This window comes from Streptomyces cinereospinus (assembly GCF_042430725.1).
Lineage (GTDB): Bacteria > Actinomycetota > Actinomycetes > Streptomycetales > Streptomycetaceae > Streptomyces > Streptomyces cinereospinus.
On the sequence record NZ_JBHMCY010000033.1, the window covers coordinates 31,467 to 56,739 of the forward strand.

A 25,273-nucleotide genomic window follows, 5' to 3' on the forward strand; every position below is an offset into this window, starting at 1 on the left:
AAGTCGACTTCGAGGCGTCCGCTATTCGGTAATCGCAGCGAGGCCCGATGCGGCGGGTTCCGGGCTTTCCCTGTGATCCGCGCCACATCGGGCCTCGTCCGGTTCACACGCGTGCGCCGAACCGCTCCCACACGCGGTGGCTCTTCAGCAACCCGCTGATCTCCTCCAGCACTTCGGTGCCGGTCTCACCGGTCACCACGCCGGGCGCGTCGGCGGGGACGCCCGCCGCCTCCAGCGCGGGCCGCGCGCCCGCCCAGCCGCCGATCGCCTTGCCGTGCCGGAACGCCTCGCCCAGCATCAGCAGCACCCGCGGATCCGTGGGCCCCGCGCCGTTCGGCCCGCCGTTGCCCGCCTTGGCGTCCCGGGCGCCGTAGGCGTCGCGGCCCGGGCCCGGCACGCCCGCCAGCAGCAGGGCGTCGAACTCGATCGAGCGGGCCGTGGCGAAGGTCCGCTGGACGGTGATCGGCTCGCCCTCCGGGTCCAGCCTGCCGCCGGACGGGGCGATCACCAGCGGCACCATCCCGGCCGCCAGCACGGCCTGCCGCACCTCGCGCACCCCGTCGAGGTCGCCCGACCCGTCGGTGACGATGCCGACGATCCGGCCGTTCAGCGGCCAGGTGCGGCCGACCTGCGACAGCGCCGGGGACGGCTCGACCGCCTCGACCGGCACCGTCGGCTCGGGGGCCGGCAGCCCCAGCCCGGCGGCGACCGGCTCGCACAGCTCGGGGTCGATGTTGGCCAGTACCTGCAGACCCCGCTCCTTGACGGCCTGCTCGTAGCACTTGCCCAGCTCGAAGGTGTACGCGGCGACGATGTGCTCCCGCTCCACCGGGCTCATGCTCCGCCAGAACCGGCGCGGCTGGCTGAAGTGGTCCGCGAACGACGCCGGCGCCTCCCGCACCTTGCGCGCCTCGGGCACCGTCACCGGCGTCTCGACGTACCCGCCGGTGTCCGCGCCCGCCAGGAAGGGGCAGCCGCCGTCCAGCGAGTTCGGCCGGTAGGGCGCCGCCCCGCTGTGCACGGCCGTCTGGTGCATGCCGTCGCGCAGCATGTCGTTGACGGGCGCGTGCGGGCGGTTCACCGGGATCTGCGCGAAGTTCGGCCCGCCCAGCCGGGTGATCTGCGTGTCCAGGTACGAGAACAGCCGTCCGGCCAGCAGCGGGTCGTCGGTGATGTCGATGCCCGGCACCAGATGCCCGGGGTGGAAGGCCACCTGCTCGGTCTCGGCGAAGAAGTTGACCGGATTGGCGTTCAGCGTCAGCAGTCCGATCGGCTGCACCGGCGCCAGCTCCTCCGGCACGATGTTCGTCGGGTCGAGCAGGTCGATGCCCTCGAACGTCTGCTCGGGTGTGTCCGGGAACGTCTGGATGCCCAGCTCCCACTGCGGGTACGCCCCCGCCTCGATGGCGTCGGCCAGGTCGCGCCGGTGGAAGTCGGGGTCGACACCGCCCGCGATCTGGGCCTCCTCCCACACCAGGGAGTGCACGCCCAGCTTCGGCTTCCAGTGGAACTTCACCAGCGTGGTCGCGCCCTCGGCGTTCACCAGCCGGAAGGTGTGCACGCCGAAGCCCTCCATCATGCGGTACGACCGCGGGATGCCCCGGTCGGACATGTTCCACAGCGTGTGGTGGGTGGCCTCGGTGTGCAGGGTGACGAAGTCCCAGAACGTGTCGTGGGCGCTCTGCGCCTGCGGGATCTCCCGGTCGGGGTGCGGCTTGCCCGCGTGGATGACGTCCGGGAACTTGATCGCGTCCTGGATGAAGAAGACCGGGATGTTGTTGCCGACCAGGTCGAAGACGCCCTCGCTGGTGTAGAACTTCGTCGCGAACCCGCGGGTGTCGCGGACCGTGTCGGCCGAGCCGCGCGAACCGAGCACCGTGGAGAACCGCACGAAGACCGGCGTCTCCACGTCCTTGCCCAGGAAGGCCGCCTTGGTGACGCTCGCCGCGCTGCCGTAGCCCTGGAAGACGCCGTGGGCGGCGGCGCCGCGCGCGTGCACCACCCGCTCGGGGATGCGCTCGTGGTCGAAGTGGGTGATCTTCTCCCGCAGGTGGTGGTCCTGGAGCAGGACGGGCCCGCGGGCGCCCGCCTTGAGGGAGTGGTCCGTGTCGTACAGCCGGCTGCCCTGCGCGGTGGTCAGGTAGGGGTCGCGCTGGGCCCGCGTCCCGGGGTCGGCCCCGGTCGGGACGCCGGTCGGGCTCACGGTCGCGGGAGCGGCCTGGTCGGGCTTGGGCGGGAGCGGTCCCCGGGGCTCGGTGGGCTCGTGGACGGTCGGCGGCTCGGCCCCGGGCCGGCCCGGCACTCCCTCCGCCGGCCCGTCGTCGCCCAGGGCGGCGGCGGCCTTCTCGGCCACGGCCTTGATGGGGTTCTTGTCACTCATGACACTCCCAGGAAGAAAGATCGAGGACGGACACGTGCCGGTCAGGGCCGCAGCGACACCGCACGCGGGGCCCTGGGTACCCGGCGCCACCGAAGCGAACCGTCCGCATTTCGTCCGGTTGCCGAGCCCGGCCTGTGGCACCTGAGGGCGTATGCGATGTACACGAACGACGGTGCGCACGGGGCGGCGCCGCTACGGCGCCGCCGTGGACGCGGTACGGCGGGCGTGCTCCGCCCCGGGGCGGGAGCGCGACCTGGCGGTGCAGGCGGTGAAGGCGGCGCTGGCCGCCTGGCTGGCCTGGGCGGTGGCCGGCTGGTGGCTGGAGGCGCCCATGGCGTTCGTGGCGCCCTGGGTGGCGGTCGTCCTGGTGGAGTCGACCGTGTACCGGTCGGTCGCGCACGGGCTCCAGCAGCTGGCGGCCATCGCGTTCGGCACCGTGGCGGCCACGGCCGGGGTGCTGGCCCTGGGGAACGCGATGGCCGCGATGGCCCTGGTGCTGCCGGTGGCCGTGCTGCTGGGCAACTGGCGGCAGCTGGGCAGCCAGGGCGTCTACGCCGCCACCGGCGCGCTGTTCGTCCTCACCGACCCCCATGTCGGCGTCGGCGCCTCGGCGGCCCGGATCGCCGAGGCCGTCTTCGGGGCCCTGGTGGGCATCGCGGTCAACGCGCTGGTCCGCCCGCCGGTGTACCTGCGCGACACCCGGGCCGCCCTGGAGGACGCGGCGGACGAGGCCCACGACATCCTGCTCCGGGTCGCCGAAGGACTCCGGGAGGGCGCCTGGGACGGCGGCCGCGCCGAGGGCCGGCACGAACGGGCGCTGCGCCTGAGCCGGCTGGTCGACCAGGCCCGCTCCGCACTGGGCCGGAGCCGGGAGAGCCTGCGCGTCAACCCGCTCGGCTGGCGCTCCCGGTCCGCACCCGGCCAGGCGTACGACGACGCCGTCGCCGTCCTCGACTACGTGGCCGTCCACACCGCGGGCGTCACCCGCACCGTCCGGGAGGCCGCCGAGGACGAGCGCGACACCGCCCGGCCCGCCCCGCGGATCGCCGGACCGTACGCGGACTTCCTGCAACGCGCCGCGGAGGCGGTCCGGCTGTACGCCCGCACCCGCTTCGGCGACGGCTCGGAGGAGGAACTGCGGCGGACCGTCGAAGAACTCGACCGGACCCTGAACTCCCTGCGGGAGCGACTGCCGCAGGCGGTACCGCAGGACGCCGAGGCGCTGGCCGTCCACGGGGCGCTGCTGGCGCAGGCGAGCCGCCTGGCCGACCAGTTGCCCCGGGACGCCCGGCCCCGGGAATGACGCCCCGCCACGGGGCGTTCCGCCCGCCCGGGCGGGGCGCGGCCCGGGGCGGCACCGGACGCGGCGCGCCGCCGGGTCCGGTGCCGCCGCCTCCCGCGGGACCGTCACAGGCGCTGCCACAGCGCCGGCGTGGCGGCCGGCGCCCAGGCACTCTGCGCCTGGTGCGACTGCAGGCACTGGTACCGCACGCCGTCGTGGTGGACCGTGGCCCCGGCCTGGTACACCCGTCCGGCCGACCACGCCCCGGCCTCGCCGCCGTCCTGCTCAGGCGCCCCGGCGCCGGTGGACGCCGTCCTCAGCGTCAGTCCGAAGTCGGCGAGGACGGGGTTGACCGGCTGGTAGAACGTCGTGCCGCCGTTCCTGCAGTCCCCCGAGCCGCCGGAGGTCACGCCCTGTGCCTGGGCTCCCGAGACGTACGGACCGCCGGAGTCGCCCGGTTCCGCGCACACCGTCGTCCGGGTGAGCCCGTGGACGACGCCCTCGGCGTAGCCGACGCTCGTCCCGTGCTGCTGGATCGTGCCGCAGTGCCAGCCGGTGGTGGAGCCGGAGCGGCACACCGACGCCCCGACCAGCGCCTCGACCGAGCCGCCGACCTGTGCGATCTCGCCGCCCTCGGCCTTGACCCCGGCGGTGGCGGTCCAGTCGCCGTTGACGGCGACCCACGCCATGTCCTTGCCCGGGAACGTGGAGGCCTGGAAGGTGCCCTGGTCGGCACGGTTGTGGCCGGTGGTGCGGTCGCCCTGGTCGCCGCAGTGGCCCGCGGTGGCGAAGCCCTGCCGCTCGCCCCTGGTGACCGAGAAGCCGACCGAGCAGCGAGCCGCGCCGTTGACGTAGTAGGCGTCACCGCCGACGAGGTCGGCCAGCAGCCGCGGCCGCTGCGCCGAGGTCCGCACCACCACCCGCTCGGCGTCGAGTCCGGCGGCCGTGAGGAGGGCGGTCGCGGCGGTCCGGCTCGCTGCCTCGACCACGACCCGGTTCCTCGGCACGTCGACGTACCACAACGGCGTGTCGCGCGTGCTCACCCGGGCCGCGGCCCGGTCCAGCGCGCCCTTCACGGCCGTGAGGCCGGCCAGTGACGCCTTGACGACCGCGGCCTTGGCGCCCTGCCCCTGGATGGTGGCCACGTCCGCCCTGCTGGTGGTCGCGACGGTGAGCGTGCCCGAGGTGGCACCGCTCACCCAGGCCCCGGCGAACCGCTCACCCAGCGCGAGGCGGAGGCGGCCCGCACGGGTGCCCGCCTCCGCCTCGTTCACCAGCCGCGTCGCCGCCTGCTGTCCGGTCAGGCCGAGATCGCGTGCCAGCGCCCGCAGCACCTGCGCCGACGGCCTGTCGGCCCCGAGCGTCTGCGTCGCCGAGGGCAGCGGCCCCGCCGCGGGCGGCGGCTCGGCCGCGGCGGCCGCGCCGATCCCGCTCAGTACCAGCGTGCCGACCGCGATCAGGGCCGTACGGCGCCCGACCGCGGCATGTCTGTGCACCATGCGCATGGTCTCCTTCCCGTCAGGTACGGCGGGGAGCCGTCCCGAAGCCCTAGGGCTTGCCGGGAAGGGACCGCGCGATGTGCGTCACGCGGGTGTTTCGCGCTTTGGGTACCCGAAGGAGCGCCAAGTGCAGTACGCCGGGGCACCGGCCCGCGCGTCTACGACGTCCGCGCGCTCACCGGCACGTGGTAGACGTGGAACGCCCGGCCGATCACCGGCTGCGCCACGTTGCGCACGCGGACGCCGCCGGTCGTCATGCCGTGCTCGGAGCCGGCGTGCGCGTGCCCGTGCACCGCGAGGTCGGCGCCCGCGGTGTCGATCGCCTCGGCCAGCAGGTAGCTGCCGAGGAACGGATAGATCTCCAGCGGCTCGCCGGCCAGCGTCTCCGGCACGGGGGAGAAGTGCGTCAGCGCGATCCGCACGTCGCAGTCCTCGCCGGCCAGCTGCTCCAGCGCCGTCCGCAGCCCGTCGGCGCACCGGCGTGAGTAGCGTACGAACTCCTTCATCAGCGGCTCGCCGAACTCGCCCGCGTTCCGCCCGACGAAACCGCCCCCGAACCCCTTGGTGCCGGCCACCCCGATACGGTTGCCGTCGGCGGTGACGACCGTGGCCTGCCCCTCCAGCACATGGGCCCCGGCGTCCTGAAGGATGGCCGTGACCTCCTGCGGACGGTCGTCGTGGTGGTCGTGGTTGCCCAGCACGGCGACCACCGGCACGCCCAGGTCCGTGATCTCCTGGGCCACCACCCGCGCCTCGTCGGGGGTGCCGTGCCGGGTGAGGTCCCCGGCCAGCAGCAGCACGTCGGCACACTCGGGCAGCGTTTCGAACGCCGGGCGCAGCACGCCCTGGCTGTCGGGACCCATGTGGATGTCCCCGACGGCGGCGATCCGGATCATGCCAGTTCCTCCGCGTGATCGGGCGAGGACGGGTCGGACACCACGAGGTCGTAGTGGACCGGCAGCCCGGCCAGCTCCGCCTCGGCCGCACGGCGCACCTCGTCACGGCACTCGACGGACGGCACGGTGCCGGTGAGCAGCACCGCCTCGCCGCGCACCTCGATCCGCACGCCCAGCTCGCCGAGGTCACCGGCGGCGAGCCGGTCGCGCAGGTGGGCGACGCGGTACTCCAGATGCTCGGGGGCCGGAGCGCCGGGCGCGCGCTCCGCGTCGGGGCCGGTCATGGCTGCTCCTCCCGGGTCGTGATCACGTTCAGGCGGTCGAGCAGGAAGAGGAAGGCGGCGGCCATGGGCTCGTCCCCGACCTCCCCCCGGATCCGGTCCCAGTCGACCTTCTCGCGCAGCGCGCGGGCGATCGGCAGCACCGCGCCGAAGTCGCAGTGGTGCTCGGAGAAGGCGGCGAGCAGGCTGGCCAGCAGGTCGGTCGGCGCCAGCACCGGCATCCGCACGGAGTCCACCGGGATCTCCTGCGCCCGGTCGAGCATGCCCGTCGAGACGGGGCGGTGCGCCAGCTCGAAGATGATGTCGATGTCCTGCCCGAAGCACGTCGACTTCAGCAGCCAGTCCTCCGGCGGCGTGTGCACCGGCAGCCCGGCGTCGCGCAGCGTGGCCGCGACCGCGTCGGCGTCCTCCGGCCGGATACAGAAATCGGCGTCGTGCTGCAGGTTCTCGCTCGCTCCGTGCGCGTAGGCGGCCACACTGCCCGCCAGCGCGAAGTCGTGCCCGCCCCGCTTGAGCAGCGTGCCCACCTGCTTGGCCGCCTCCAGGATCGCCTGGTTGCGGTCCCGGGGCAGGTCGCGCGCCGCCTCGGGGTCGGCCCGCTCCCCGGGCGGCTGGGCCGCCAGCCGCAGCCCGGGGCCCGGGATGTGGGCCGGCGTCGCGTCGTCGCCGTTCTGCATCATGCCGATCACTCCCTCCGCGCAGCCCTGTGTACCCGCCCCGGACGGTTCGACACGGCCCCGTGCGGGCGTCCGGCCGCAGCACGCCGGGACGGCGGACGCGTCACGCCGCTTCCCCGGGCGCGCCCCGCCGGCGCAGGCGGCGGACGGCCCGGGGCTTCGGCCCGTGCGGCGGCGCCGCGGCCGCGGGCGTGCACCAGGGCCGGGTGCAGCGGCGCCGGGGTGTCCGGTGCCAGCGCCGCACGCGGTCCGGGCGCAGGAGGTGGCGCACCACGTGGGCCGGGCCGAACGGCACGTATGCGATGCCCTGGTGCTCCCACCGGTCGGCGACGCCGCGTGAGACGCGGGTCCGCGGGGCCTCGCCGGTCAGGCCGGTCGGGTGCGCGGTGGAGCGGGCGCTCCACCGCCGCCGTGCCACGTCCAGGACGCAGGCCGGCAGGGGTGATCGTGTACGCGTGCGGCTCCAGGGACAGCTCCTCGCGCATGCCGCGCCGCGCGACGTCGTACAGGTCGGGGGCGTTGCGGCCGGCCGAGTCGGTGTGCCGGGAGAGCCCCTCGTTCACCGAGGAGCCCCACGGTCCCGGCCCGGAGCGGACCTCGTCGGCCCGGTGGCTGACGACGAGCGGCTGGTCGGCGGTGGCCACGGCGATGTTCACGCCGAAGCCGCACTGCTGGAAGGCGGGGGCGTCCAGTCCCGGGGCCGCAGCGTACCGTCCGTCCGAAGCCGCCCCCCGGTCCGGGACCGGGGGGCGCGCCGTGGCCGCGAGCCCACCGGGATGCGGGGGGCCGCCGCCTCGCGCAGCGTGGAAGCAGACAGGCACACGCACGGCGCCGGGCGTCCCCGGCGCCCACCGGCACGAGGAGAGGCACATGGCGAAGGACAGGAAGCGGGACGAGAACCTCAAGAAGGGTGACGAGGTCGCCTGGAGCAGCCATGGCAGCGAGGCGGAGGGGAAGGTGGAACGGAAGATCACCGAGCGGACCGAGGCCGCCGGCCGGACCGTGGACGCCTCGTCCGAGGAGCCGCAGTACGAGGTGCGCAGCGACAAGTCCGGGAAGTCGGCGGTGCACAAGCCGTCGGCTCTGCGGAAGAAGAAGTGACGCGGCGTGCGCGACGAGGAGAAACGCGAGACGTGGGACGCCTTCCAGGAGCTGGTCAACATGAAGCCGGCCGTGCTCGGCGACTGGCTCGACACCGACGCCTCCCGTGAGGCGGGGCAGCACGACGGCGGCGGCGAGTCCACCGGACACGCCTCCGGCCGCCACATCCTCGCCATCCTGCGCAGCAAGAAGGGCGACCTGTCGGACGACGACTACCAGCACATGCGCAAGGTGGTCGGCTACATCCGCCGCCACCTGGCCCAGCGCCCCTCGGGGGACGTCCGCGACTCCCGCTGGCGCCACTCGCTCATGAACTGGGGCCACGACCCGCTCGGCTGAGCGGGCCGCGGCCGTCCGTCCCCTTCCGGGCACGTGTCACCGTCCGGCGCGCGTGCGGACTCCCGCGCGCGCCGGGGACGAGCGGGCGCGCGTCCGGTGACATGCACCCGCTGGCGCGCCCCGGCGGCGTGCGCCCGTATGCTCCGGGGCCCGCGGAACGGACGCGCGCCCTCGCGCCCTGGGCAGCAGCGGGTGAGGCCAGGGACGCCTTCTGCCCGCCGAAGCCGTACGAGGCGCTGAACGCGGCCCCGACCGGTGCGTCACGGGGCGCCTTGGCGACGACGTGCAGGGCGATGCCCGGGTCCGGGTCCTCGTGAGGGACGGTGGGCGGGAGGACCTGCCGCTGGAGCGTCAGCACGGTGACGGCCGCCTCGACCGCCCCGGCGGCGCCCAGGGCGTGGCCGACGGCGCCCATCAGCGAGGCGACCGGCGGGAGAGCGGGGAACACCGAACGCAGCTCCCTGGCCCCGGCGAGGTCGTTCGGGCGGGTGCGGGTGCGGGTGCGGGTGCGGGTGCCGGTGCCGTGCGCGTTGGCGTGGCCGATGACGCCGGGTGCCAGGTCCGCGCCGGCGAGCGCGCCGCTCAGGACGGCGGCGGCACCCCGGCCGTCCGGCTCGGGCGCGGCGTAGTGGCGGGCGTCGCAGCCGGCGGGGGAGGCGGGCGCCGGCAGCTGTTGCCGGTCCGGCCGGGCGGTGGTGGGATGGTGGTGCTCGCGTCCGGCCGCGACGGGAGGTGACCCGAGGCGACGACCGAGCTCCCCCCCAGGCACGGCCTCAGGCACGGCCGCCGGCTCCATCGCGGTGGTCGTGGCGGGCCCGGAGGTTGGCCCCCTCGCCCCCGACTTCGCCCGCGCGGTCGATCGGCAGTCGCACGCTGCCCGGAGGGCCGCCGCCGCTGATCCCGGAGAGACAGATGGACACCTATCGAGCCGCGCAGGTCGCCGCCGCGAGCGGGCCGTTCGAGGTCGTCGCGCGCGAGGTGCCACGGCCGGGCCCCGGGCACGTGCGGCTGGCCGTGGAGGCCTGCGGCATCTGCCACAGCGACGGCTTCTTCGTCAGCGGTGGCATGCCCGGCGTGACGTTCCCGCTGGTTCCGGGCCACGAGGTCGCCGGGCGCGTCGAGGAACTCGGCGAGGGGGCGCAGGCCGGCGGCTGGAGCGTGGGGGACCGGGTGGCCGTGGGCTGGTTCGGCGGCAGCTGCGGCCGCTGCACACCGTGCCGGCAGGGCGACTTCATCGTCTGCGACACCCTGAAGGTGCCCGGTTGGGCCTACGACGGGGGCTTCGCCGAGACCATGGTCGTCCCGGTCGACGCCCTGGCCCGCATCCCCGACGCGCTGTCGGCGACCGACGCCGGCCCCCTGGCCTGCGCGGGCGTCACGGCCTTCGACGGACTGCGGCGCAGCGCCGCCCGGCCCGGCGACCTGGTGGCCGTGCTGGGCATCGGTGGTCTCGGTCACCTCGGGGTGCAGTACGCGGCGGCCATGGGCTTCGAGACGGCGGCCATCGCCCGCGGACCCGAGAAGGCCGACTTCGCCGGGCAACTCGGCGCCCACCACTACATCGACAGCACGGGAACGACTCCGGTCGCGGAAGCCCTGCGGTCCCTGGGCGGGGCCAGGGCCGTCCTGGCCACCGCGGGCAGCTCCGACGCCATCGCGGCGACGGCCGACGGCCTGACGCACCGGGGCGAACTCGTGGTCATCGGGGCGTCCCCCGAACCCCTGGACATCCGCCCGATCCAGCTGATCATGCGCGGCCGGACCGTGCGCGGCCACCCGTCCGGCACGGCGCAGGACATCCAGGACACCATGGCGTTCAGCGCGCTGCACGGCATCCGCCCCATGGTGGAGGCCGTGCCGCTGAGCGAGGTGGGCGCGGCCTACCGGAAGATGCTCTCCGGCGCCGCTCGCTTCCGCATGGTGCTCACCACCGGCTGACCGGTGCGGCAGTGCGCGGAGGCGCGCCGGACGGCGGCCGGGAACCGGCCGCCCGTCGTGGGCGTAGGCACCTCGTCGTGGGCGTAGGCACCTCGTCGTGGGCGTAGGCACCTCGCCGCTGCCACTAGCACACCCCAATGACCGACCCGTACTCCTGGGTGTCCGGCAGGTGGCCACTCCGTATACTCCGCCGGAGCACTGCACCTCCGCACACCCGGCCAGAGAGTCCGCCTGTCACATGAAGAACGCCCTGCCGCCGCTGTCGCCCAACTACGCGACGCAAAGGAACCGCGCCTACCAGGAAAGCGTGGAGGTGCATGGCAAGTGGCCGGTCGAATTCCAGTTCCGTCCGGCCCAGGGCGACCACCGGCGCCTGCTGGTGGTGTTCTCCTCCGTGGGCAGCAAGTACGGATTCGGCAACGCGCTGGAGAGCGTCAAGTGCAACATCCTCAGGATCCGTGACCATTTCGACGGCGGGGCCTCCTACTACGTGGCCCGGAACATGGACTTCAGCGTCACGGACTCCATACAGGCCCTCATAGAGGACCACATGCGGCGGCTGCGCGTGACCCGGGACGAGGTGACCCTCCTGGGCGCCTCCAAGGGCGGCAGCGCCGCGCTCTACTACGGTCTGAAGTACGACTACAAGAACATCGTGGCGTCGACGCCCCAGTACTTCCTCGGCAGTTACTCGAAGGGGCACGGCCAGCTCGGGGACGCCGTCCTCGGCGAGGGGCAGCCCGACGAGAACGTGGCGGTGATGGACGCGGTCATGAAGGACCTGCTCGACAAGGACACCGACCTCAAACGGAACGTCTACCTGGTCTCGTCACCCGGGGACTACCAGTACGAGCAGGAAGTCAGGCACTACCTCCCCGCACTGCGGGAGTACGAGAACTTCAACTTCCTGTTCGTGGAGTCCCCCACGGTGCGCCGGCACGACGAGGTCGTCCGGCAGGCGCTGCCGTCGATCCTGAGCATCGTCTACTCCCTGACGGAGGGTGCCGCGCCCCGCTGGGGAGAGGTCCGGATCGGCACCGACCCCGAGGACCCGCAGGAGGCCTCCGCGTACCTCGCCGAGCTGCGCACCCGCGACACCGTCCTGGCCACGCTGAACCGTGCCGAGTTCGCGGACGGGAGCCTGCGGCTGAAGGGGCACGCCTTCCTGCCCGGCGTGGCCCCCGACGGCCCGACCGCGGAGACCAAGCGGCTCGTCCTGGAGAAGGACGGCCGGAGCTGGGTGTACCCGCTGGAGACGACCAACGAGATCAGGCTCTACCGGGACTACTTCGAGGAGTACTTCTGCGAGTACGCCACGGGCGGGTTCGCCGCCCAGGGCGAGCTGACCTTCACCGATCTCCCGCAGGGCACCTACGACGTGTCCGTCTGCGTCTCCAGCGAGGACGAGGGGATCGAGCGGCGGACCCGGCTGGTCGCGCCGAACGCGGTCGACCGGCGTCGGGCCTGCGGTGACTCGGAGCTGCTGTTCCGCGGCGGCAAGGGCGGCCTCAAGCTGGTCAAGAGGAGCATCGTCGGGGTCGACTCCGACGGCGTGTGCTTCTCCGTCACGAAGGCGGAGGAGCGCGACCGGACGATCCACGCGGAGGGCGTCTTCTTCCTGCCCGGCCGGAACGCCGACCGCGACGGGCACGCCGCCTACTACCTGGTGCTCCAGGGCAGGACGGGATGCCACTCCTTCCCGCTGGGGGTGAAGAAGAACCCCGGCGCCGTACGGCCCCGCAAGCACCCCGGTGACCTCGGCACCTACGACTTCGGGTACTTCAGCACCGGGGCCCCGGGCGTCGACGTCTCCGGCGTACCGGCCGGGAAGTACGCCCTGCTCGTCTCGATGAGCGCCGGTGGTGCCCTGTTCACCAAGAAGGCCGGGAAGGTCAACCTGAAGAAGGCCCGCTGACCCCGGCGGCGGGCCGGACGGCGGCGGGGCGTCGCGGGCCGGGCGGACCAAAGGCCGCCGGCGCGGACTCCCGCGGGATGCGCACCCGCCTCCGATCCGGGGCCGTCACTCGGTGCCGAGACCGGCGTCGTCCACTTCCTCCTCGCCCTCGGCCCTGAGGACCTTGTTGAGCGGCGCGAGGTCGTAGATGCCCTTCAGGTCGGGCTGCTCCAGCAGGCCGGCCTTGACGGCGTGCTCCGCCTGGGCGTCGAGGGTGGAGGCCAGCGGGTCGTCGAGGAAGGTGATGGACTCCCAGGCCGGGTCGATGACCTCGGCGGGCAGCGGCTTGCCCGACAGCTTCTCCAGCGCCTTGTTGGCGGAGGCCTTCGCCTGCTCCGGATTGGCGTTGATCCACTGGTTGGTCCTCACCGAGCCGCGCAGCACGGCCTCGACGACGTCCGGGTGCTCCGTCAGGAAGCTCTGCGACACGATGATGTTGGTGATCACGAACTTCTTGTCCGGCCACAGGTCGGCTTCGTCCAGCAGGACCTTCGCGCCCTCGGACACCAGCTTGGACGCGGTCGGCTCGGGAACCCAGGCGCCGTCCACGGAACCCGACGCGTAGGCGTCCGGGGTGACCTTGTTGTCCGTACGGACCACGGAGACGTCGCCCTTGCCGCTCTCGGCGTCGACCTTCCACCCCCGCTCGGCGATCCAGTTGAGGAACGCGATGTCCTGGGTGTTGCCGAGCTGGGGCGTGGCGATCTTCTTGCCCTTGAGGTCGTCCAGCGTCTTGATCTTGTCGGGGTTGACGACCAGCCGCACGCCGCCGGAGGCGGAACCGCTGACGATGCGCAGGTTCTCGCCGTTGGACTTGGTGTAGCCGTTGATGGCGGGGGAGGGGCCGATCCAGCCGATGTCGATCGAGCCGGCGTTCAGCGCCTCGATCTCGGAAGGCCCGGCGTTGAAGGTCGAGGCCTTGATCGTGGTGCCGCCGAGCTCCTTCTGCAGGATGCCCTGCTGGACGCCCACCAGCGCGGTGGCGTGCGTGAGGTTGGGGAAGTAGCCGATCCGCACTTCGTCGGCGGAGAGCTTGGGGGCGTCCGCCGCGACCTCCGCCTGCTGCTCGTCGTCGGTGGACTCGGCACCGTAGCCGCAGGCGGTCAGCAGGAGCGGGAGTGCCGCCAGGGCGGCCAGGGTGCGCAGGGTGGTGAGCGGTCTTGCGGCAGACACGGAGGTGTCCTCTCAGGGATGGGATCGATCAGGAGTCGGTCGGTGGGACGCGGAAGGTGCCGGACGCCGGGCCTTCGGGGTCGCACCGCACGCCGCCCACGGGTCTCGGCGACGGGAACGCGGTCGCCGGTCCGGGTGCGGATCCGGCTTCGGGTGCGACCGAGTGCGGTGGCGGGAAGGCGCGGACGGCGCTGCCGTCCTGAGCGTGGCCTGTGGACCAGGCGTGGCGCGTGGACGAGGCGTAGTGCGCGGACGACTCGAAGTGGTGGACGAATCGGGCCGAGCAGGGATCAGACGAGTCGACAGATGGCGCTGGACATGCGGCCGAGGTCGATGTGACGACGCGAGGTCAGCAGGGGGAGTGACTGGTCCGCGCGGTTGCCCGTCCGCATGGCCACCCCTCCGTTCCCCAGCATTCCTACTTGGTTGCTAGGGATCGTGGCAGAAGGCGCCATCCAGCCCAAGGGATTGTTCATATGATGGACAAAATGATCTCGCCATGCGGGATCTGGACTTCCCTGCTGCTTGACGGGCGCCGCGATGTGCTGCTCAAGTACTCCCCATGGCTGCCCAGCTGCGCTTGGTCTCGCGCGACTACATCGACTTCGGCCGGGTGTGGTCCGCCGCGTGTCACGGCTGACCCGGCGGCGGACCGTCTGACCGGCCGCCCGATCCCCCGGCGACCCCGCCGCCGGCCGCGTCCGGCCGTCGCGAGCTGCCCCGCCCCCGGCTTCGGCCCCCGCACGACGTCATCGCGCCCGTGCCGCACCGGCCCGTTGACGGGCCGTCACTCCCACTGCCGTGCGACGCGGCCGCCCGGCCCGCCCGGGACCGCCCGGCAACCGGCCCGGGACCGCCCGGCAACCGACCCGGGACGTGCGCCGGACGGTCGCACCCCCCTGCCTCCGCACAGGACACGAGGTCATGCCCCGCGAACTCCACCTCTCCGTCGCACTCGACGGGACGAGCCACCGCCCCACCGACCCCGCCCACCGGGCCGACCTGATCGGCCTGGCCGAACAGGGCGCCCTGGACTTCGTCACGGTCGGGACCGCGCCCGACGCCGGCCCCGGCCCGTACGGCACGGTGGCCGCGCTCACCCGCGCCACGTCCCTGAGCAGCAGGATCGGCCTGGTGCCGACCGTGACGACCACCGGCACCCAGCCGCACGACACCTTCTCCGCGCTGGCCGCCCTCGACGCCGTCAGCGAAGGCCGGGCCGGCTGGCTGGTCGACGTCGCCGACACCGCGCCCGAGGCCGAGGCGGACGTGTGGGCCGAGGCGGTCGCCGCCACCGGCACCACCGCCCGGCTGTGGGACGGCCGGACGGGGGACGCGGACACGGGGGGCACCACCGACCGGGCTCTCGGCACCGGTGCCGTCGTGCCCCGCGCGCCGCAGGGCCGGCCGCCCGTCGCCGTCGCCCTCGACGTGCACGACTCGGACGGGCCGTGGGAACTGGCCGCGTACCATGCCGACGTGGTGCTCCTGGACGCCGAGCAGCCGGCCGTCGTCCGGCTCGCCCGCGCGGCCCTGCTCGGCCGGGCGGCGGAGGCCGGACGCGATCCCGACGCGCTGCGCGTGCTGGTCCGCGTCGCGGTCGACCTCGGCGGCACCGGGGCGCCGCCGCCCGCCGACACCCTGCGCTTCAGCGGCGCCGCCGCGGACCTCGGCCGTCTGCTCGCGGAGTGGCACGGCGCCGGCGGCGCCGACGGCTTCCACCTCCTGACGGCCTCGGCCTTGGCCGATCTGCGCGCCGTGGTCGGCGACCTCGTACCGGCGCTGCGCCGGCACGGCCTGTTCCGTGCCCGCTACACCGGCCGCACCCTGCGCGACCACATCGGCCTGCCCCGACCCGCCCGCCGCTCCGTCCGGGACCCGGAGTCCGCGGTGTGACGCGGGGCCCCCGCTCCACCGCACGCATCCACCCGCCGCTCGTGACGAGGACCGCCATGCCCGCATCCGCCGTACCGCCGCCCCACCCCCGGACGCTCCTGGACGAAACCGCCTACGACCGTCACAGACTGCGCCAGTGGCTCGCGGGGGACGCCAGGGCGGACGGGGTCAGCCGCCGCCGTCTGCTCACCCTGCTCGCCGCCACCGCCGCCGCGACCGCGCTCCCCGCGCCGCGCCCGGCCCGTGCCGCCGGCACGCCGATCGTGAAACCGCTCCCGCCGGAGTGGTTCGTCCCACGCGGCACGAACGCCGAGACCCGCTGGGAGGCCCTGCGCGCAACCGGGTACCACACCCCCAACGAGCTGTTCTTCGTGCGCAACCACACCGCCACCCCCGTGCTGGAGGCCCGGGACTGGCGGCTGCGGCTGTGGGGCAGCGGGCTGCGCGGCGCACCCGGCGCGGACCGGCCGGTGGAGTTCGGCTACGACGACCTGCGCGCCCTGCCCGCCGTCACCCGGACCGCGTTCGTCGAGTGCGCCGGGAACGGCCGCAGCTATTACACGACCCAGCAGGGCGAGACCGTCACCGGCACCCCGTGGACACTGGGCGCGGTCGGCGTCGCCCGCTGGCGCGGGGTCCTCCTGGCCGACGTCCTGCGCAGGGCCGGGCTGTCGGCCCACGCCGTGGACGTCCAACCGCGTGGCCTGGACGCCGAGTACGTCAGCGGCGGCGAGAGCCTCGGCCGGGTACGCCGTCCGCTGCCCCGGGCCAAGGCCCTGCACGACGTGCTGCTCGCCTACGAGATGAACGGCGAGCCGCTCCCGTACGACCACGGGTTCCCGGTGCGGGTCCTGGTGCCCTCCTGGGTGGGGATCGCCTCGATCAAGTGGGTCGGTGACATCGAGGTGTCCGCCCAGCCGCTGTTCTCACCCTGGAACACCACCTTCTACCGGCTGTTCGGCCCGGCCCACCCCGAGCAGGGCAGTGCGCCGCTGACCCGGCAGACGGTCAAGAGCGCCTTCGAGCTGGCGAGCGGCGCCGCCTTCCCGGCGGGGCGGGAGCAGGTGCTGCGCGGCCGGTCCTGGTCGGGTGCGGCCGGGATCGCCCGGGTCGACGTCAGCACCGACGGCGGGACGACCTGGCGGCGGGCCCGCCTGCACGACGGTCCCCGTCCGGGCGCCTGGAGCCGCTGGTCGGTCACCTGGACACCCGGGACGCCGGGCGCCACCCAACTGCTGGCCCGGGCCACCGACACGTCCGGCCGCAGCCAGCCGGACGTCGCCGAGCCCAACACGCAGGGCTACCTCTTCGACGCGGTCGTGCGGCATCCGGTCACCGTGGTCTGACGCGAGCGGGGCGGGACCAGGAGGCCGTCCGGATCCGGTCCTCGGCAGTCCCCGCCCGGTCCCGCCGGTCTCCCGGGCGCGTCCGCTACGGCGCGCCGGCGTGCGCTCCGAGCCCTTCCCCGGCGTCCGGGCGCCGCGGCAGCGCCCGGTGCACCGACCACACCACGGCGACCAGCGGTACGGCCACCACCGCGCCGATCACCCCCGCCGCGACCGCGCCGCCCACGACCGACAGCGCGACCACCACCGGGTGCAGCCGCACCGCCCAGCTCATCACGAGGGGATGCAGGACATGCCCCTCGATCTGCCCGATGACGACGATCAGGGCGACGACCACCAGCGCGATCAGCGGCCCCTTCGACGCCAGCGCGACGACGGCCGCGACCGCGAGGGCGATCGGCGAGCCGATCAGCGGGACGAAGGCGGCGAAGAACTCCAGCAGCGCCAGCGGCACGGCGAGCGGCACGCCGAGGGCGAACAGGGCGAGGCCCACCAGCACGGCGTTGGTCACGGCGACGAGCAGGATGCCGTGGGTGTAACCGGTGAAGGTCCGCCAGGCGGCCCCGCCGGCCACCGCGACACGGCCCCGGGCCGCGGCGGGGAGCTGCGCGCACACCCACCGCCACTGCCGGTCGCCGGAGTGCGTGAAGAACACGGCGCAGAACAGCGCCAGGGCGAGGACGGTCAGCACGTCGAGCAGCCGGCTGGCACCGCTGAGCGCCGTACTGATGACCGTGGAGCGGTGGCTCGACAGCACCTGGCCGATCCGGGACTGCACGTCCTCGAAGACGTCCGGGGCGATCCGGAACGGCGGTTCCTCCAGGTGGCGCTCGATCCGGTCGACCCCCGACACGAACTCCCTCTCCAGACCGGTCCGCCGGCCCGCCACGGTCTCACCCACCAGGGTCAGCACCCCCAGGACGACGATCACGCCGCCGACGAACGTGGCCGCGACGGCGACCGGCCGTGGCACGGCACGGGCGAGCAGGTCGGCCACGGGCCGCAGCACGGCGGTGACGACCAGACCGAGGAAGACGGCGACGGCGATGCGGTGGAAGTCCCCCAGGACGGAGAAGGCGGCCCGGACCACGAGGCCGACGGCGAGGATCCGCCAGGCGTACGCGGCCGCGGTCCGCAGCACGCGCGGCACGGGCGGCTCCGCGCCGCAGGGCCGTCCGGGCGGCGGCACGGGCGGATCGGGGGGCGTGGACATCTCATGCTGGTACCACGCGTGGCCCGCGGCGCCCCGCGTCCCGTGCCGGATTCCCCCGAAGGCACGTGCCGGCTGCCCCTCACTTGGTGTAGTTGTAGACCGTCGCGCGGGACACCCCGAGCAGGTCGGCGATGGTCTGCGCGGCGTCGCGGGAGCCGAAGTAGCCGTCCCGGTGCAGCTGTCGGACCAGCGCCTTCTTGTCCGTGCGGCTCAGCGACCGGGGGGTGCCGGCGCGTTCCGCCGCCAGGGCCTCCACCGTCCGGCGCAGTTCGCGCGCGGTGCGGTCACGCAGCGTCTCCAGCGGCTGGTCGCGGGTCTCGGTGTCGGTGGCGACCAGGTTGGCCAGGGTGAGGGTGACCGGGGAGAGCACGGAGACGTCGAGGTTCAGGCACAGGGCGGCGATGTAGTCGCCCGCGGCGTTCTTGATGCCGATGGAGGTGCTCTTGGCGGGGCGGCCGTCGGGGAACTGGTTGGGGTAGTTCTGGATGACGCTGGGGTACTGCGGGTCGGCGATGCGGGCCAGGCCGAGCTCGGTGGCGGAGTCCCCGACCTGGCGGCCGGAGAGGTTGTTCTCGATGGTCCGGATCGCGTGCTGCGGGTCGCGCAGGTCGTGCAGGACCACCTCGCACAGCCCGGGGAACATCCGGCCCAGCGCGACGGCGATCTTCTCGGCCTCGCGGACGAGGTGCTCGTCCGAGGCGTCCGCGTCGTGCTCCATGGCGTGTCCTTCGGGGCGGCGTGGGGGTCGGTCGTCGGAGTACTCCCTGTGGCAGGCACGGTACCTTCGTCCAACCTGGCTGTCTACATCTGTATTTTATGTCCAAGTGTCCTGAGGGAACGGGTGACGGGGACGGGTGACACGCGCGCGCCCGGTGCGTGGGGCCGAGTCCTCGGCTCCCTCGCTCACCGTGCTTCGCGGCTTGCGGCGCCCGGTGCGGCGGACCGGGCCCTGGGCCGCCTCCGCCCGCCGTCCGCGCCCGCTCGCCCTCGCGACCCCGGTGCACTGCTCCGGCCCGAGCGCACCTGCCGCACCCACCCGGTCACGGGCACCCGGCCGGTCCCCGCGGCACGCGCCCCGCCGCCCGGCGGAGCGCGGTGCTGCCCGCTACGGGCGCAGGCCGACGGAGACGTGCGAGGACAGGGCGCGGAGGAAGTCGGCCGCGTCGAAGATCTCGCCGGCGGAGACGACACCGACCGCGTGGGTCCGTCCCGTGAGGACGCGGTCGACCGCCTCCACCACGAGCGGCGCGGTGACGGCGTAGATGTCCCGGCCCGTCGCCAGGGCCCGCCGCTCACTGCCCCCGGAGCGCACGACGGCGTCCACGGCGAAGGTCTGCGCGGACCGCCCGTGCTCGTCGGCCGGGGCCGGTGTCGGCGTGTCCGGGGCCACCACGTCCCGTGCCGCCTCGACCGTCATGTAGGTGCGCACCTCGGGCACGGACAGATGGCTGGGCACGGTGACGATGTCGGCCATGGAGAACTCTCCGATGACGGTCCTGGGCCCCATCGGCTCGGGGAAGGTCCACTCCAGGGTCGGCGGGGCGTCGTCGCGGTACTCCAGCCGCCCGTTGGCGTGACGGACGCGCTGTCCGTTCCGCCGCTCACGGGAGACCACGCCCGCGGCGCGCGTCCCGGGGGTGGGGTGCCAGCTGTCCAGCCCGTACGCGACGTGCACCTCGTCGGCCGCCGTCCAGTCGCCCATCGCCGCGGTGACCAGCAGGTCGCCGAGCCCGCCGAAGAAGGCCATCGCCGGCACGACCACCGCCTTCTCGGCACGGGCTCGGTCGGCGAAGTGCGCGAACGTGTCGGCGTTGGCCTCGATCTCGGCCGCCACGTCCACGTAGGGGATCCCGGCGCGCAGGGCCGCCTCGATCACGGGGGCGGCCGTCACGGCGAAGGGCCCGGCGCAGTTGACCACGGCCGCCGCACCGGCCAGCGCGCGGTCGAGCGAGGCCGGTTCGTCCACCGGGGCCGGGCGGGTCTCCAGCCCCGGCCCGGCGGCGGCCAGCGCCTCCAGCTTGGCGGCGTCGCGCCCGCTGAGCACCGGAACGAAGCCCCGGTCCCGCAGCTGTGCCACCACGAAGCGCCCGGTGTGCCCGTACGCGCCGAACACCGCCACCTTCAGCCCCGATCCCATGGGTTCCGCCTTCCACTCGAACGATCTTCCGTGTGCCGTCAGAAGCCATCCTGACGCGGAAGATCACCCCGCACGAGTGTCCGGAACGACATGCCCCGTACAATTCCGGACGTGACCACTGTCGCCCTGGCCGTCACCGACGGAATGCTGCATTTCGAACTGTCCCTGGCCTGCGAGGTGTTCGGCTCCGCCCCGGTGGGCGTGCCGGGCCCCTGGTACGACCTCGTCGTCTGCGGGCCGGGCGCCGTGCGCGCCGGCCGGTTCCGGCTGGTGCCCGACGACGGGCTCGGCCGGCTTCCGCGCGCCGACACCGTGATCGTCCCCGGCTGGGCCGACGTCGACGAGGATCCGCCCGCCGCACTGGTCGACGCGGTACGCGCGGCGCACGAGGCGGGCGCGCGCGTGGCCTCCCTGTGCACCGGCGCCTTCGTGCTGGCCGCCGCCGGGCTGCTGGACGGGCGCCGCGCGACCACGCACTGGGCGCACACCGAGGTCCTGGCCGACCGCTACCCCCGGGTCCAGGTGGACCCGGACGTCCTCTACGTCGACAACGGCAGCGTGCTCACCTCCGCCGGCAAGGCCGCCGCCATGGACCTGTGCCTGCACCTGGTCCGCCTCGACCACGGTTCGTCCGTCGCCAACGCCGCCGCCCGCCGCCTGGTCGTGCCGCCGCACCGGGACGGCGGCCAGGCGCAGTACATCACCACCCCGGTGCCCGCCCCGGGCAACCACCCGCTCGCCGGCCTGCTCCCCTGGGCGACCGAGCGGCTGGACCAGCCGCTGACCGTCGAGGACCTGGCCCGCCGGGCCCGGATGAGCTCGCGCCACCTGGGCCGCCACTTCCGGTCGGTGACCGGGACGACCCCGCTCCAGTGGCTGCTGACCCAGCGGATCCGGCGCGCGCAGGAGTTGCTGGAGACCACCGACGACAGCGTCGACGCCATCGCCGAGGCCACCGGCATGGGCACCGCCACGACGCTGCGCCGGCACTTCAACCGCACGGTGGGCGTACCGCCGGACACCTACCGCCGCACCTTCCGCTCACGCACCCGACCCGGCGCGAACGGCGACGGGTGGCAGCACCCGCGTCCCTGATCCGTCCGCCCGGCGTCCCGGGCGGCGGCGTCCGCGACGGTGCCGGGCCCGAAGGAGCGCGACGCGAGCCGGGGCCGGGGCAGGACCGTGCGAACGGTCCTGCCCCGGCCCCACTCGGCGGCGCCTCGGGCGCGTGGCCCGCAGGGCGGGCCGACGCCGGCGGGGCGGACGGTGGCGAGCAGGCCGGTCGGACCCGTGCGTCCCGCGCTCACCCGGGGTGCTCCTGCCGTGGCCCCGTGGCCTCCTCCCCGCCCCGCTCGCCCCCGGGGCCGCCGTCCAGGCGGCGCACGTGCTCCACGGCGCGCGGCAGCGCCCGGCGGACGACTTCCGGCAGCTGCCGGGTGGACGGCCACCGCACCAGGCAGCGCGCCACTTCGCGCAGCTTGACGTTGGTGTGCTGGGAGATGTGTCTGAGCACTTCCCAGCCCTGCTCGGGGCGGAGCCCGCCGACGGTCATGACCACGCCGATCGCCTGGTCGATGAGCGCGTGCGAGTGCACGGCCCGGCGGAGCTGCTCCACTTCCTGCTGGAGGACCGCGAGCCGCTCCGCCTGCCCGTCGTTGTCGATCATGTTCCGAAGCCTCCGCGCGGTCGGCCGCCCGCGACAGCCGGCAGGCGAAGAGTTCCGGCCGCCGCAGTCCAGAAAGCGAAAACCGGGTGCTCGGCGAAGACATGCCGGAGCGGTCCAGGGGCATGCGCAGCCGCATGGAGACGCTGACCTTCGACAGCGACGACCTGTCGGTGACCGAGGACTTCCTCAGTCGCGCCTACGCGAGGATGCGTATCGGCAGCAACACCCCCGGGTCCAGCCGCGCCCGGATCCACCGCGCGGGCATCCCCTCGGTGAGCGTCGACCAACTCGTGCTGGACTTCGAGATGAGCTACTCGGTGACGCCGCTCGGCAAGATCTGCCTGTGCGTCGTCCACGAGGGAACGGTGCGGGACCACACCTTCCAGGGGGTCGAGGACGCGTTCGGCCCCGGCGACGTGGTGCTCTTCGCGCCCCCCGACCTGCCGTACGCCGGCCGGATCTGCAACGCGCGCTACAGCATCGTCATGCTCGACCCCGCCCTGCTGGCGCAGGTGGCCGGCCCGCTCCCGGCCCCGGGCGACCGACCGGTCCGGCTCACCGGACACCGGCCGCACTCGCCGGCCGCCGCCCGGCAGCTGGGCCGCGCCATCGGCTACCTGACCGAGCACGTGCTCGCCGACCCGGCCGTCGCGGACCAGCGGCTGGTGGCCTCCACGGCCGCGCAGCACCTCGCGGCGAGCGTGCTGTCCGCCTTCCCCAACACGGCGCTGGCCGACGAGAGGGACGGTGACCGGGGCGACGGCCATCCACTGGTGCTGCGCCGCGCCCTCGCCTACATCGACGACCACGCCGACCAGCCGGTCACCGTCGCGGAGATCGCCGCCGCGGCGCATGTCACCGTACGGGCCCTGCAGTACGCCTTCCGGCGCCATCTGGACACCACCCCGGTGGCCCATCTGCGCCGGGTACGGCTGGCGCAGGCGCACCGGGACCTGGTGGCCGCCGACCGGGACGGAGGGGTCACGGTCACCGAGATCGCCGCCCGCTGGGGCTTCCACCACCCGGGCCGCTTCGCCTCGCTCTACCGCGCCGCCTACCGGCGCCCACCGCACCGGACCCTGTCCGGGGACTGACCGGCACCGTCGCCCCGGGGACGCGGCGCGTCGACCGGCTCCGCGCGGCGCCGGGCCGGGGCCGTACGGGCCGGAGCGGTTGCGGGCCCGGGCGTCCGTGCGCGCCCGGGCCCGGGAACTCACGCGGCGAGGGCGTGGCCGGGGTGGAGAACCACCTTGGTGTAGCCCTCGACACGCTGGTCGAACTTCTCGTACGCCTGCGGGGCCTGGTCCAGCGGCAGCTCGTGGGAGACCACGAAACTGGGCTTGGCGCGCCCGGCCATGATCAGGTCGCGCAGCTGGCGGTTGTACCGCTTGACGTTGCACTGACCGGTGCCCACCTTCTGCCCCTTCTCGAACATCCTGCCGATCGAGACCAGAAGCTGACCGTGCTTGGCGTGCTCGTCGGGCCCGCCCGGGTCGGACGGCACGTACAGGCCCGGTACCCCGAGCCGGCCGGTCGCCCGGACCGTCTCGACGAGCTCGTTGAGGACGATGGCCGGTTCCTCGTGGCTGGCGTCGTGCGCCTGGGCCTGGTACCCCACGGCGTCCACGCCCTTGTCCGTGCCCTCTCCGGCCATCTGTTCCTTGATCTGCTGGGCCGGTTCGCCCTGGGTGAAGTCGATGGGGATCGCCCCGATCTCCTCCGCCTTGGCGAGACGCTCGGGCACCCGGTCCACCGAGAACACCTTCGACGCGCCGCGCAGCAGCGCCGAGTAGGCGGCCATCAGGCCGACCGGTCCGGCGCCGTAGACGGCCACGGTCTCGCCCGGTGTGACCTGGGCCAGCTCGCAGCCGTGGTAGCCGGTCGGGAAGATGTCGGCGAGCAGGATGAAGTCGGTCTCGAACTCCTCTCCCGGTGGCAGCTTCAGACAGTTGAAGTCGGCGAACGGGACCCGCAGCCGCTCCGCCTGTCCGCCCTTGTACGGGCCCATGGCCACGTATCCGTAGGCGCCACCGGCGAAGCCCGGGTTGACCGTCAGGCAGAATCCCGTCTCGCCGGCCAGGCAGTTCTTGCAGAAGCCGCACGCGACGTTGAAGGGCATCACCACGCGGTCGCCCTCGGACAGGGAGGTCACGCCGCCGCCGACCTCCTCGATGACGCCGAGGTTCTCGTGCCCGAACACGATGCCCGGCTCGGCCGCCGTGCGGCCTTCGTACATGTGCAGGTCGGAGCCGCAGATCGCGGACGACGTGACCCGGACGAGCACGTCGTTGGGGTGCTGGATCTGCGGGTCGTCGACGTCCCTCACCGCGACGCTGAAGGGCTTCTCGTAGACAACGGCTTTCACCTCTGTCACCTCCCGTGGAGCGCTGGAAGGCGGTAGCGAGGACGGGCCGCCGCCGGGGCGCACACGAGGGCGCGGCCCTGGTTACGCGCCATGTCCATGGGCTCGCCTCACCGCCGTCACTTCCAGCAAACGCCTGTGGTTCAGGCCGTGCAACCCGCCCCGGCGGCTCACTCCGCGGGATGGCCGGGTTCGATGCCGCAGACGTCGCCGAGCCGCAGCAACGGCCGCCCGGAGCCCTCCCGCGCGCCCCACTCGACGGGGTCGAGGACGAACCCGGCGTGGTCGCCGCCGCCGACGTGCCCCACGATCCGGCCGACGAACCAGGCCTCGGCGTCCTCCAGGACGACGGCGCCTCCGTGCCCGTGGCGCCGGCGGACGTCCCGGAACTTGTCGACCCCGTCGTCCCCGGTCCGCCCGCCGAAGAGCTCGGCCAGCCCCAGCTGCTCCCGGGACAGCAGATGGACGGCCAGGAACTCCGCGGCGCGCGCTACCCGGAAGGTCCGGTTGGCCTCGGACAGCCACACCGCGAACCGCACCGGCCGCAGGGAGCACTGCGAGGCGAACCCGACCAGGCATCCGGCCCGGCTCCCGTCCGCCGCGGCCGTCACCACGCACATGTCGGGATCCAGCCGGTCGGTGAACACGTCCATGTCCGCCATGCTCAAGCCCCTCCTGTCCCTCCTGCCGCATCCGCCGCTCCCGCCGTCGACGGCGCTACGGTCTCGTCTCACCGCGGCACCGCATTCCATGCCGCCCGGGCGACCGGTTTCCGGGCCGGTGCACGTGCGCAGCCCTCTCCGTGCGGGGCGGCCGCGGGACGCCCCGCACGGGCAAGGGCACGAGACCGCGACTCGACCACCGGGGCCGGAATACGACCTTTGGCCGAGACCGGTCGACGCCCGCCGGCCGCGGGCGGCCCCGTGGCGGGGGCGGTGCGATCGGTACGCGCCAATAGCGGCACCGGCGCGGGGGCGGTGCGCCGGACGCGGCCGCGGGCCCCGGGCGGCTCGCCGCACCGGCTCCGGCGTGCGCGGACGCGATCCTCCGCCATGCGTCACATTTTCTCCGCACCGACTTCACGGGATGCACACTTTTGGCCGTTGCCGGACCGGAGCCCCCGTACCGGGGCA

The 25,273-nt window shown here is 74.2% G+C and carries 24 protein-coding genes; 9 read left to right on the forward strand and 15 right to left on the reverse strand.

All coding sequences use genetic code 11. The annotated features are described in order from the left end of the window. Positions 1-103 precede the first annotated feature (103 nt). Positions 104-2,380: a catalase gene (locus ACFF45_RS18620; RefSeq protein WP_381347343.1), complete on the reverse strand. Its 2,277-nt coding sequence runs from the start codon at positions 2,378-2,380 to the stop codon at positions 104-106. Positions 2,381-2,531: 151 nt separating this feature from the next. On the opposite strand from ACFF45_RS18620, the gene ACFF45_RS18625 reads away from it, so the two are divergent. Further along, positions 2,532-3,683 (forward strand): FUSC family protein, encoded by a 1,152-nt coding sequence (locus ACFF45_RS18625; protein ID WP_381347345.1) that lies wholly within the window; start codon positions 2,532-2,534, stop codon positions 3,681-3,683. A 104-nt stretch (positions 3,684-3,787) separates the two neighbouring features. Here the strand turns inward: ACFF45_RS18625 and ACFF45_RS18630 are convergent, their stop codons facing one another. The 5 genes from ACFF45_RS18630 to ACFF45_RS18650 form a co-directional block, all read right to left on the reverse strand. Beyond that, positions 3,788-5,161, reverse strand: a complete 1,374-nt coding sequence (locus tag ACFF45_RS18630; RefSeq protein WP_381347347.1) for a carbohydrate-binding protein — start codon at positions 5,159-5,161, stop codon at positions 3,788-3,790. A gap of 158 nt (positions 5,162-5,319) precedes the next feature. Beyond that, complete coding sequence (locus ACFF45_RS18635; RefSeq protein ID WP_381347349.1) at positions 5,320-6,057, reverse strand: metallophosphoesterase family protein; 738 nt, start codon at positions 6,055-6,057, stop codon at positions 5,320-5,322. Continuing rightward, a complete protein-coding gene (locus ACFF45_RS18640; protein WP_381347351.1) occupies positions 6,054-6,341 on the reverse strand; it encodes a BON domain-containing protein in 288 nt (95 codons plus the stop codon). Before ACFF45_RS18640 ends, ACFF45_RS18635 begins: the two co-directional genes overlap by 4 nt. Then, positions 6,338-7,018 carry a nucleotidyltransferase family protein gene (locus tag ACFF45_RS18645; protein WP_381347353.1) on the reverse strand — a complete coding sequence of 227 codons (681 nt, stop codon included), beginning with the start codon at positions 7,016-7,018 and terminating at the stop codon, positions 6,338-6,340. Before ACFF45_RS18645 ends, ACFF45_RS18640 begins: the two co-directional genes overlap by 4 nt. A gap of 100 nt (positions 7,019-7,118) precedes the next feature. Further along, a complete protein-coding gene (locus ACFF45_RS18650) occupies positions 7,119-7,433 on the reverse strand; it encodes a hypothetical protein (RefSeq protein WP_381347355.1) in 315 nt (104 codons plus the stop codon). A 452-nt stretch (positions 7,434-7,885) separates the two neighbouring features. Here ACFF45_RS18650 and ACFF45_RS18655 point away from each other — a divergent pair, with 452 nt between their 5' ends. Both ACFF45_RS18655 and ACFF45_RS18660 read left to right on the forward strand, forming a co-directional pair. After that, positions 7,886-8,116 carry a hypervirulence associated TUDOR domain-containing protein gene (locus ACFF45_RS18655; protein ID WP_381347357.1) on the forward strand — a complete coding sequence of 77 codons (231 nt, stop codon included), beginning with the start codon at positions 7,886-7,888 and terminating at the stop codon, positions 8,114-8,116. A gap of 60 nt (positions 8,117-8,176) precedes the next feature. After that, entirely contained in the window at positions 8,177-8,455 is a 279-nt protein-coding gene (locus ACFF45_RS18660; protein WP_381347427.1) for a DUF3140 domain-containing protein, read from the forward strand. Here the strand turns inward: ACFF45_RS18660 and ACFF45_RS18665 are convergent. Continuing rightward, entirely contained in the window at positions 8,424-9,236 is an 813-nt protein-coding gene (locus ACFF45_RS18665) for a hypothetical protein (RefSeq protein WP_381347358.1), read from the reverse strand. The two genes, ACFF45_RS18660 and ACFF45_RS18665, sit on opposite strands and share 32 nt — an antisense overlap. 131 nt (positions 9,237-9,367) lie before the next feature. Here ACFF45_RS18665 and ACFF45_RS18670 point away from each other — a divergent pair, with 131 nt between their 5' ends. Both ACFF45_RS18670 and ACFF45_RS18675 read left to right on the forward strand, forming a co-directional pair. Next, positions 9,368-10,393 carry an alcohol dehydrogenase gene (locus ACFF45_RS18670; RefSeq protein ID WP_381347360.1) on the forward strand — a complete coding sequence of 342 codons (1,026 nt, stop codon included), beginning with the start codon at positions 9,368-9,370 and terminating at the stop codon, positions 10,391-10,393. A gap of 238 nt (positions 10,394-10,631) precedes the next feature. Further along, positions 10,632-12,308 carry a hypothetical protein gene (locus ACFF45_RS18675; protein ID WP_381347362.1) on the forward strand — a complete coding sequence of 559 codons (1,677 nt, stop codon included), beginning with the start codon at positions 10,632-10,634 and terminating at the stop codon, positions 12,306-12,308. Between the two features lie 105 nt (positions 12,309-12,413). On the opposite strand, the gene ACFF45_RS18680 is transcribed toward ACFF45_RS18675, so the two are convergent. Both ACFF45_RS18680 and ACFF45_RS18685 read right to left on the reverse strand, forming a co-directional pair. After that, positions 12,414-13,520 carry an ABC transporter substrate-binding protein gene (locus ACFF45_RS18680; protein ID WP_381347364.1) on the reverse strand — a complete coding sequence of 369 codons (1,107 nt, stop codon included), beginning with the start codon at positions 13,518-13,520 and terminating at the stop codon, positions 12,414-12,416. Between the two features lie 290 nt (positions 13,521-13,810). Next, positions 13,811-13,912 (reverse strand): putative leader peptide, encoded by a 102-nt coding sequence (locus tag ACFF45_RS18685; protein WP_381347366.1) that lies wholly within the window; start codon positions 13,910-13,912, stop codon positions 13,811-13,813. Between the two features lie 532 nt (positions 13,913-14,444). On the opposite strand from ACFF45_RS18685, the gene ACFF45_RS18690 reads away from it, so the two are divergent. Both ACFF45_RS18690 and ACFF45_RS18695 read left to right on the forward strand, forming a co-directional pair. Further along, a complete protein-coding gene (locus tag ACFF45_RS18690) occupies positions 14,445-15,416 on the forward strand; it encodes an LLM class oxidoreductase (protein ID WP_381347368.1) in 972 nt (323 codons plus the stop codon). 56 nt (positions 15,417-15,472) lie between these two features. Then, on the forward strand, positions 15,473-16,762 hold the full coding sequence (locus tag ACFF45_RS18695) for a sulfite oxidase (RefSeq protein ID WP_381347370.1): 1,290 nt from the start codon (positions 15,473-15,475) through the stop codon (positions 16,760-16,762). Between the two features lie 85 nt (positions 16,763-16,847). On the opposite strand, the gene ACFF45_RS18700 is transcribed toward ACFF45_RS18695, so the two are convergent. The 3 genes from ACFF45_RS18700 to ACFF45_RS18710 all read right to left on the reverse strand — a co-directional run bounded on the left by ACFF45_RS18700 (position 16,848) and on the right by ACFF45_RS18710 (position 20,112). Next, on the reverse strand, positions 16,848-17,975 hold the full coding sequence (locus ACFF45_RS18700; RefSeq protein WP_381347372.1) for an AI-2E family transporter: 1,128 nt from the start codon (positions 17,973-17,975) through the stop codon (positions 16,848-16,850). 79 nt (positions 17,976-18,054) lie between these two features. After that, on the reverse strand, positions 18,055-18,693 hold the full coding sequence (locus ACFF45_RS18705) for a helix-turn-helix transcriptional regulator (protein WP_381347374.1): 639 nt from the start codon (positions 18,691-18,693) through the stop codon (positions 18,055-18,057). A 387-nt stretch (positions 18,694-19,080) separates the two neighbouring features. Then, a complete protein-coding gene (locus ACFF45_RS18710) occupies positions 19,081-20,112 on the reverse strand; it encodes a saccharopine dehydrogenase family protein (RefSeq protein WP_381347376.1) in 1,032 nt (343 codons plus the stop codon). Between the two features lie 111 nt (positions 20,113-20,223). Here ACFF45_RS18710 and ACFF45_RS18715 point away from each other — a divergent pair, with 111 nt between their 5' ends. After that, positions 20,224-21,207 carry a helix-turn-helix domain-containing protein gene (locus tag ACFF45_RS18715; protein ID WP_381347378.1) on the forward strand — a complete coding sequence of 328 codons (984 nt, stop codon included), beginning with the start codon at positions 20,224-20,226 and terminating at the stop codon, positions 21,205-21,207. Positions 21,208-21,415: 208 nt separating this feature from the next. On the opposite strand, the gene ACFF45_RS18720 is transcribed toward ACFF45_RS18715, so the two are convergent. Further along, the gene (locus tag ACFF45_RS18720; protein WP_381347380.1) at positions 21,416-21,778 is read right to left on the reverse strand and encodes an ANTAR domain-containing protein; all 363 of its coding nucleotides are present in this window, start codon (positions 21,776-21,778) and stop codon (positions 21,416-21,418) included. Between the two features lie 134 nt (positions 21,779-21,912). On the opposite strand from ACFF45_RS18720, the gene ACFF45_RS18725 reads away from it, so the two are divergent. Next, entirely contained in the window at positions 21,913-22,872 is a 960-nt protein-coding gene (locus tag ACFF45_RS18725; protein WP_381347429.1) for a helix-turn-helix transcriptional regulator, read from the forward strand. Between the two features lie 119 nt (positions 22,873-22,991). Here ACFF45_RS18725 and ACFF45_RS18730 read toward each other — a convergent pair whose 3' ends face one another. Beyond that, positions 22,992-24,143 (reverse strand): glutathione-independent formaldehyde dehydrogenase, encoded by a 1,152-nt coding sequence (locus ACFF45_RS18730; protein WP_381347382.1) that lies wholly within the window; start codon positions 24,141-24,143, stop codon positions 22,992-22,994. Positions 24,144-24,310: 167 nt separating this feature from the next. Next, positions 24,311-24,802, reverse strand: coding sequence for a flavin reductase family protein (locus ACFF45_RS18735; protein ID WP_381347384.1), 492 nt, complete (start codon positions 24,800-24,802; stop codon positions 24,311-24,313). Positions 24,803-25,273 lie beyond the last annotated feature (471 nt).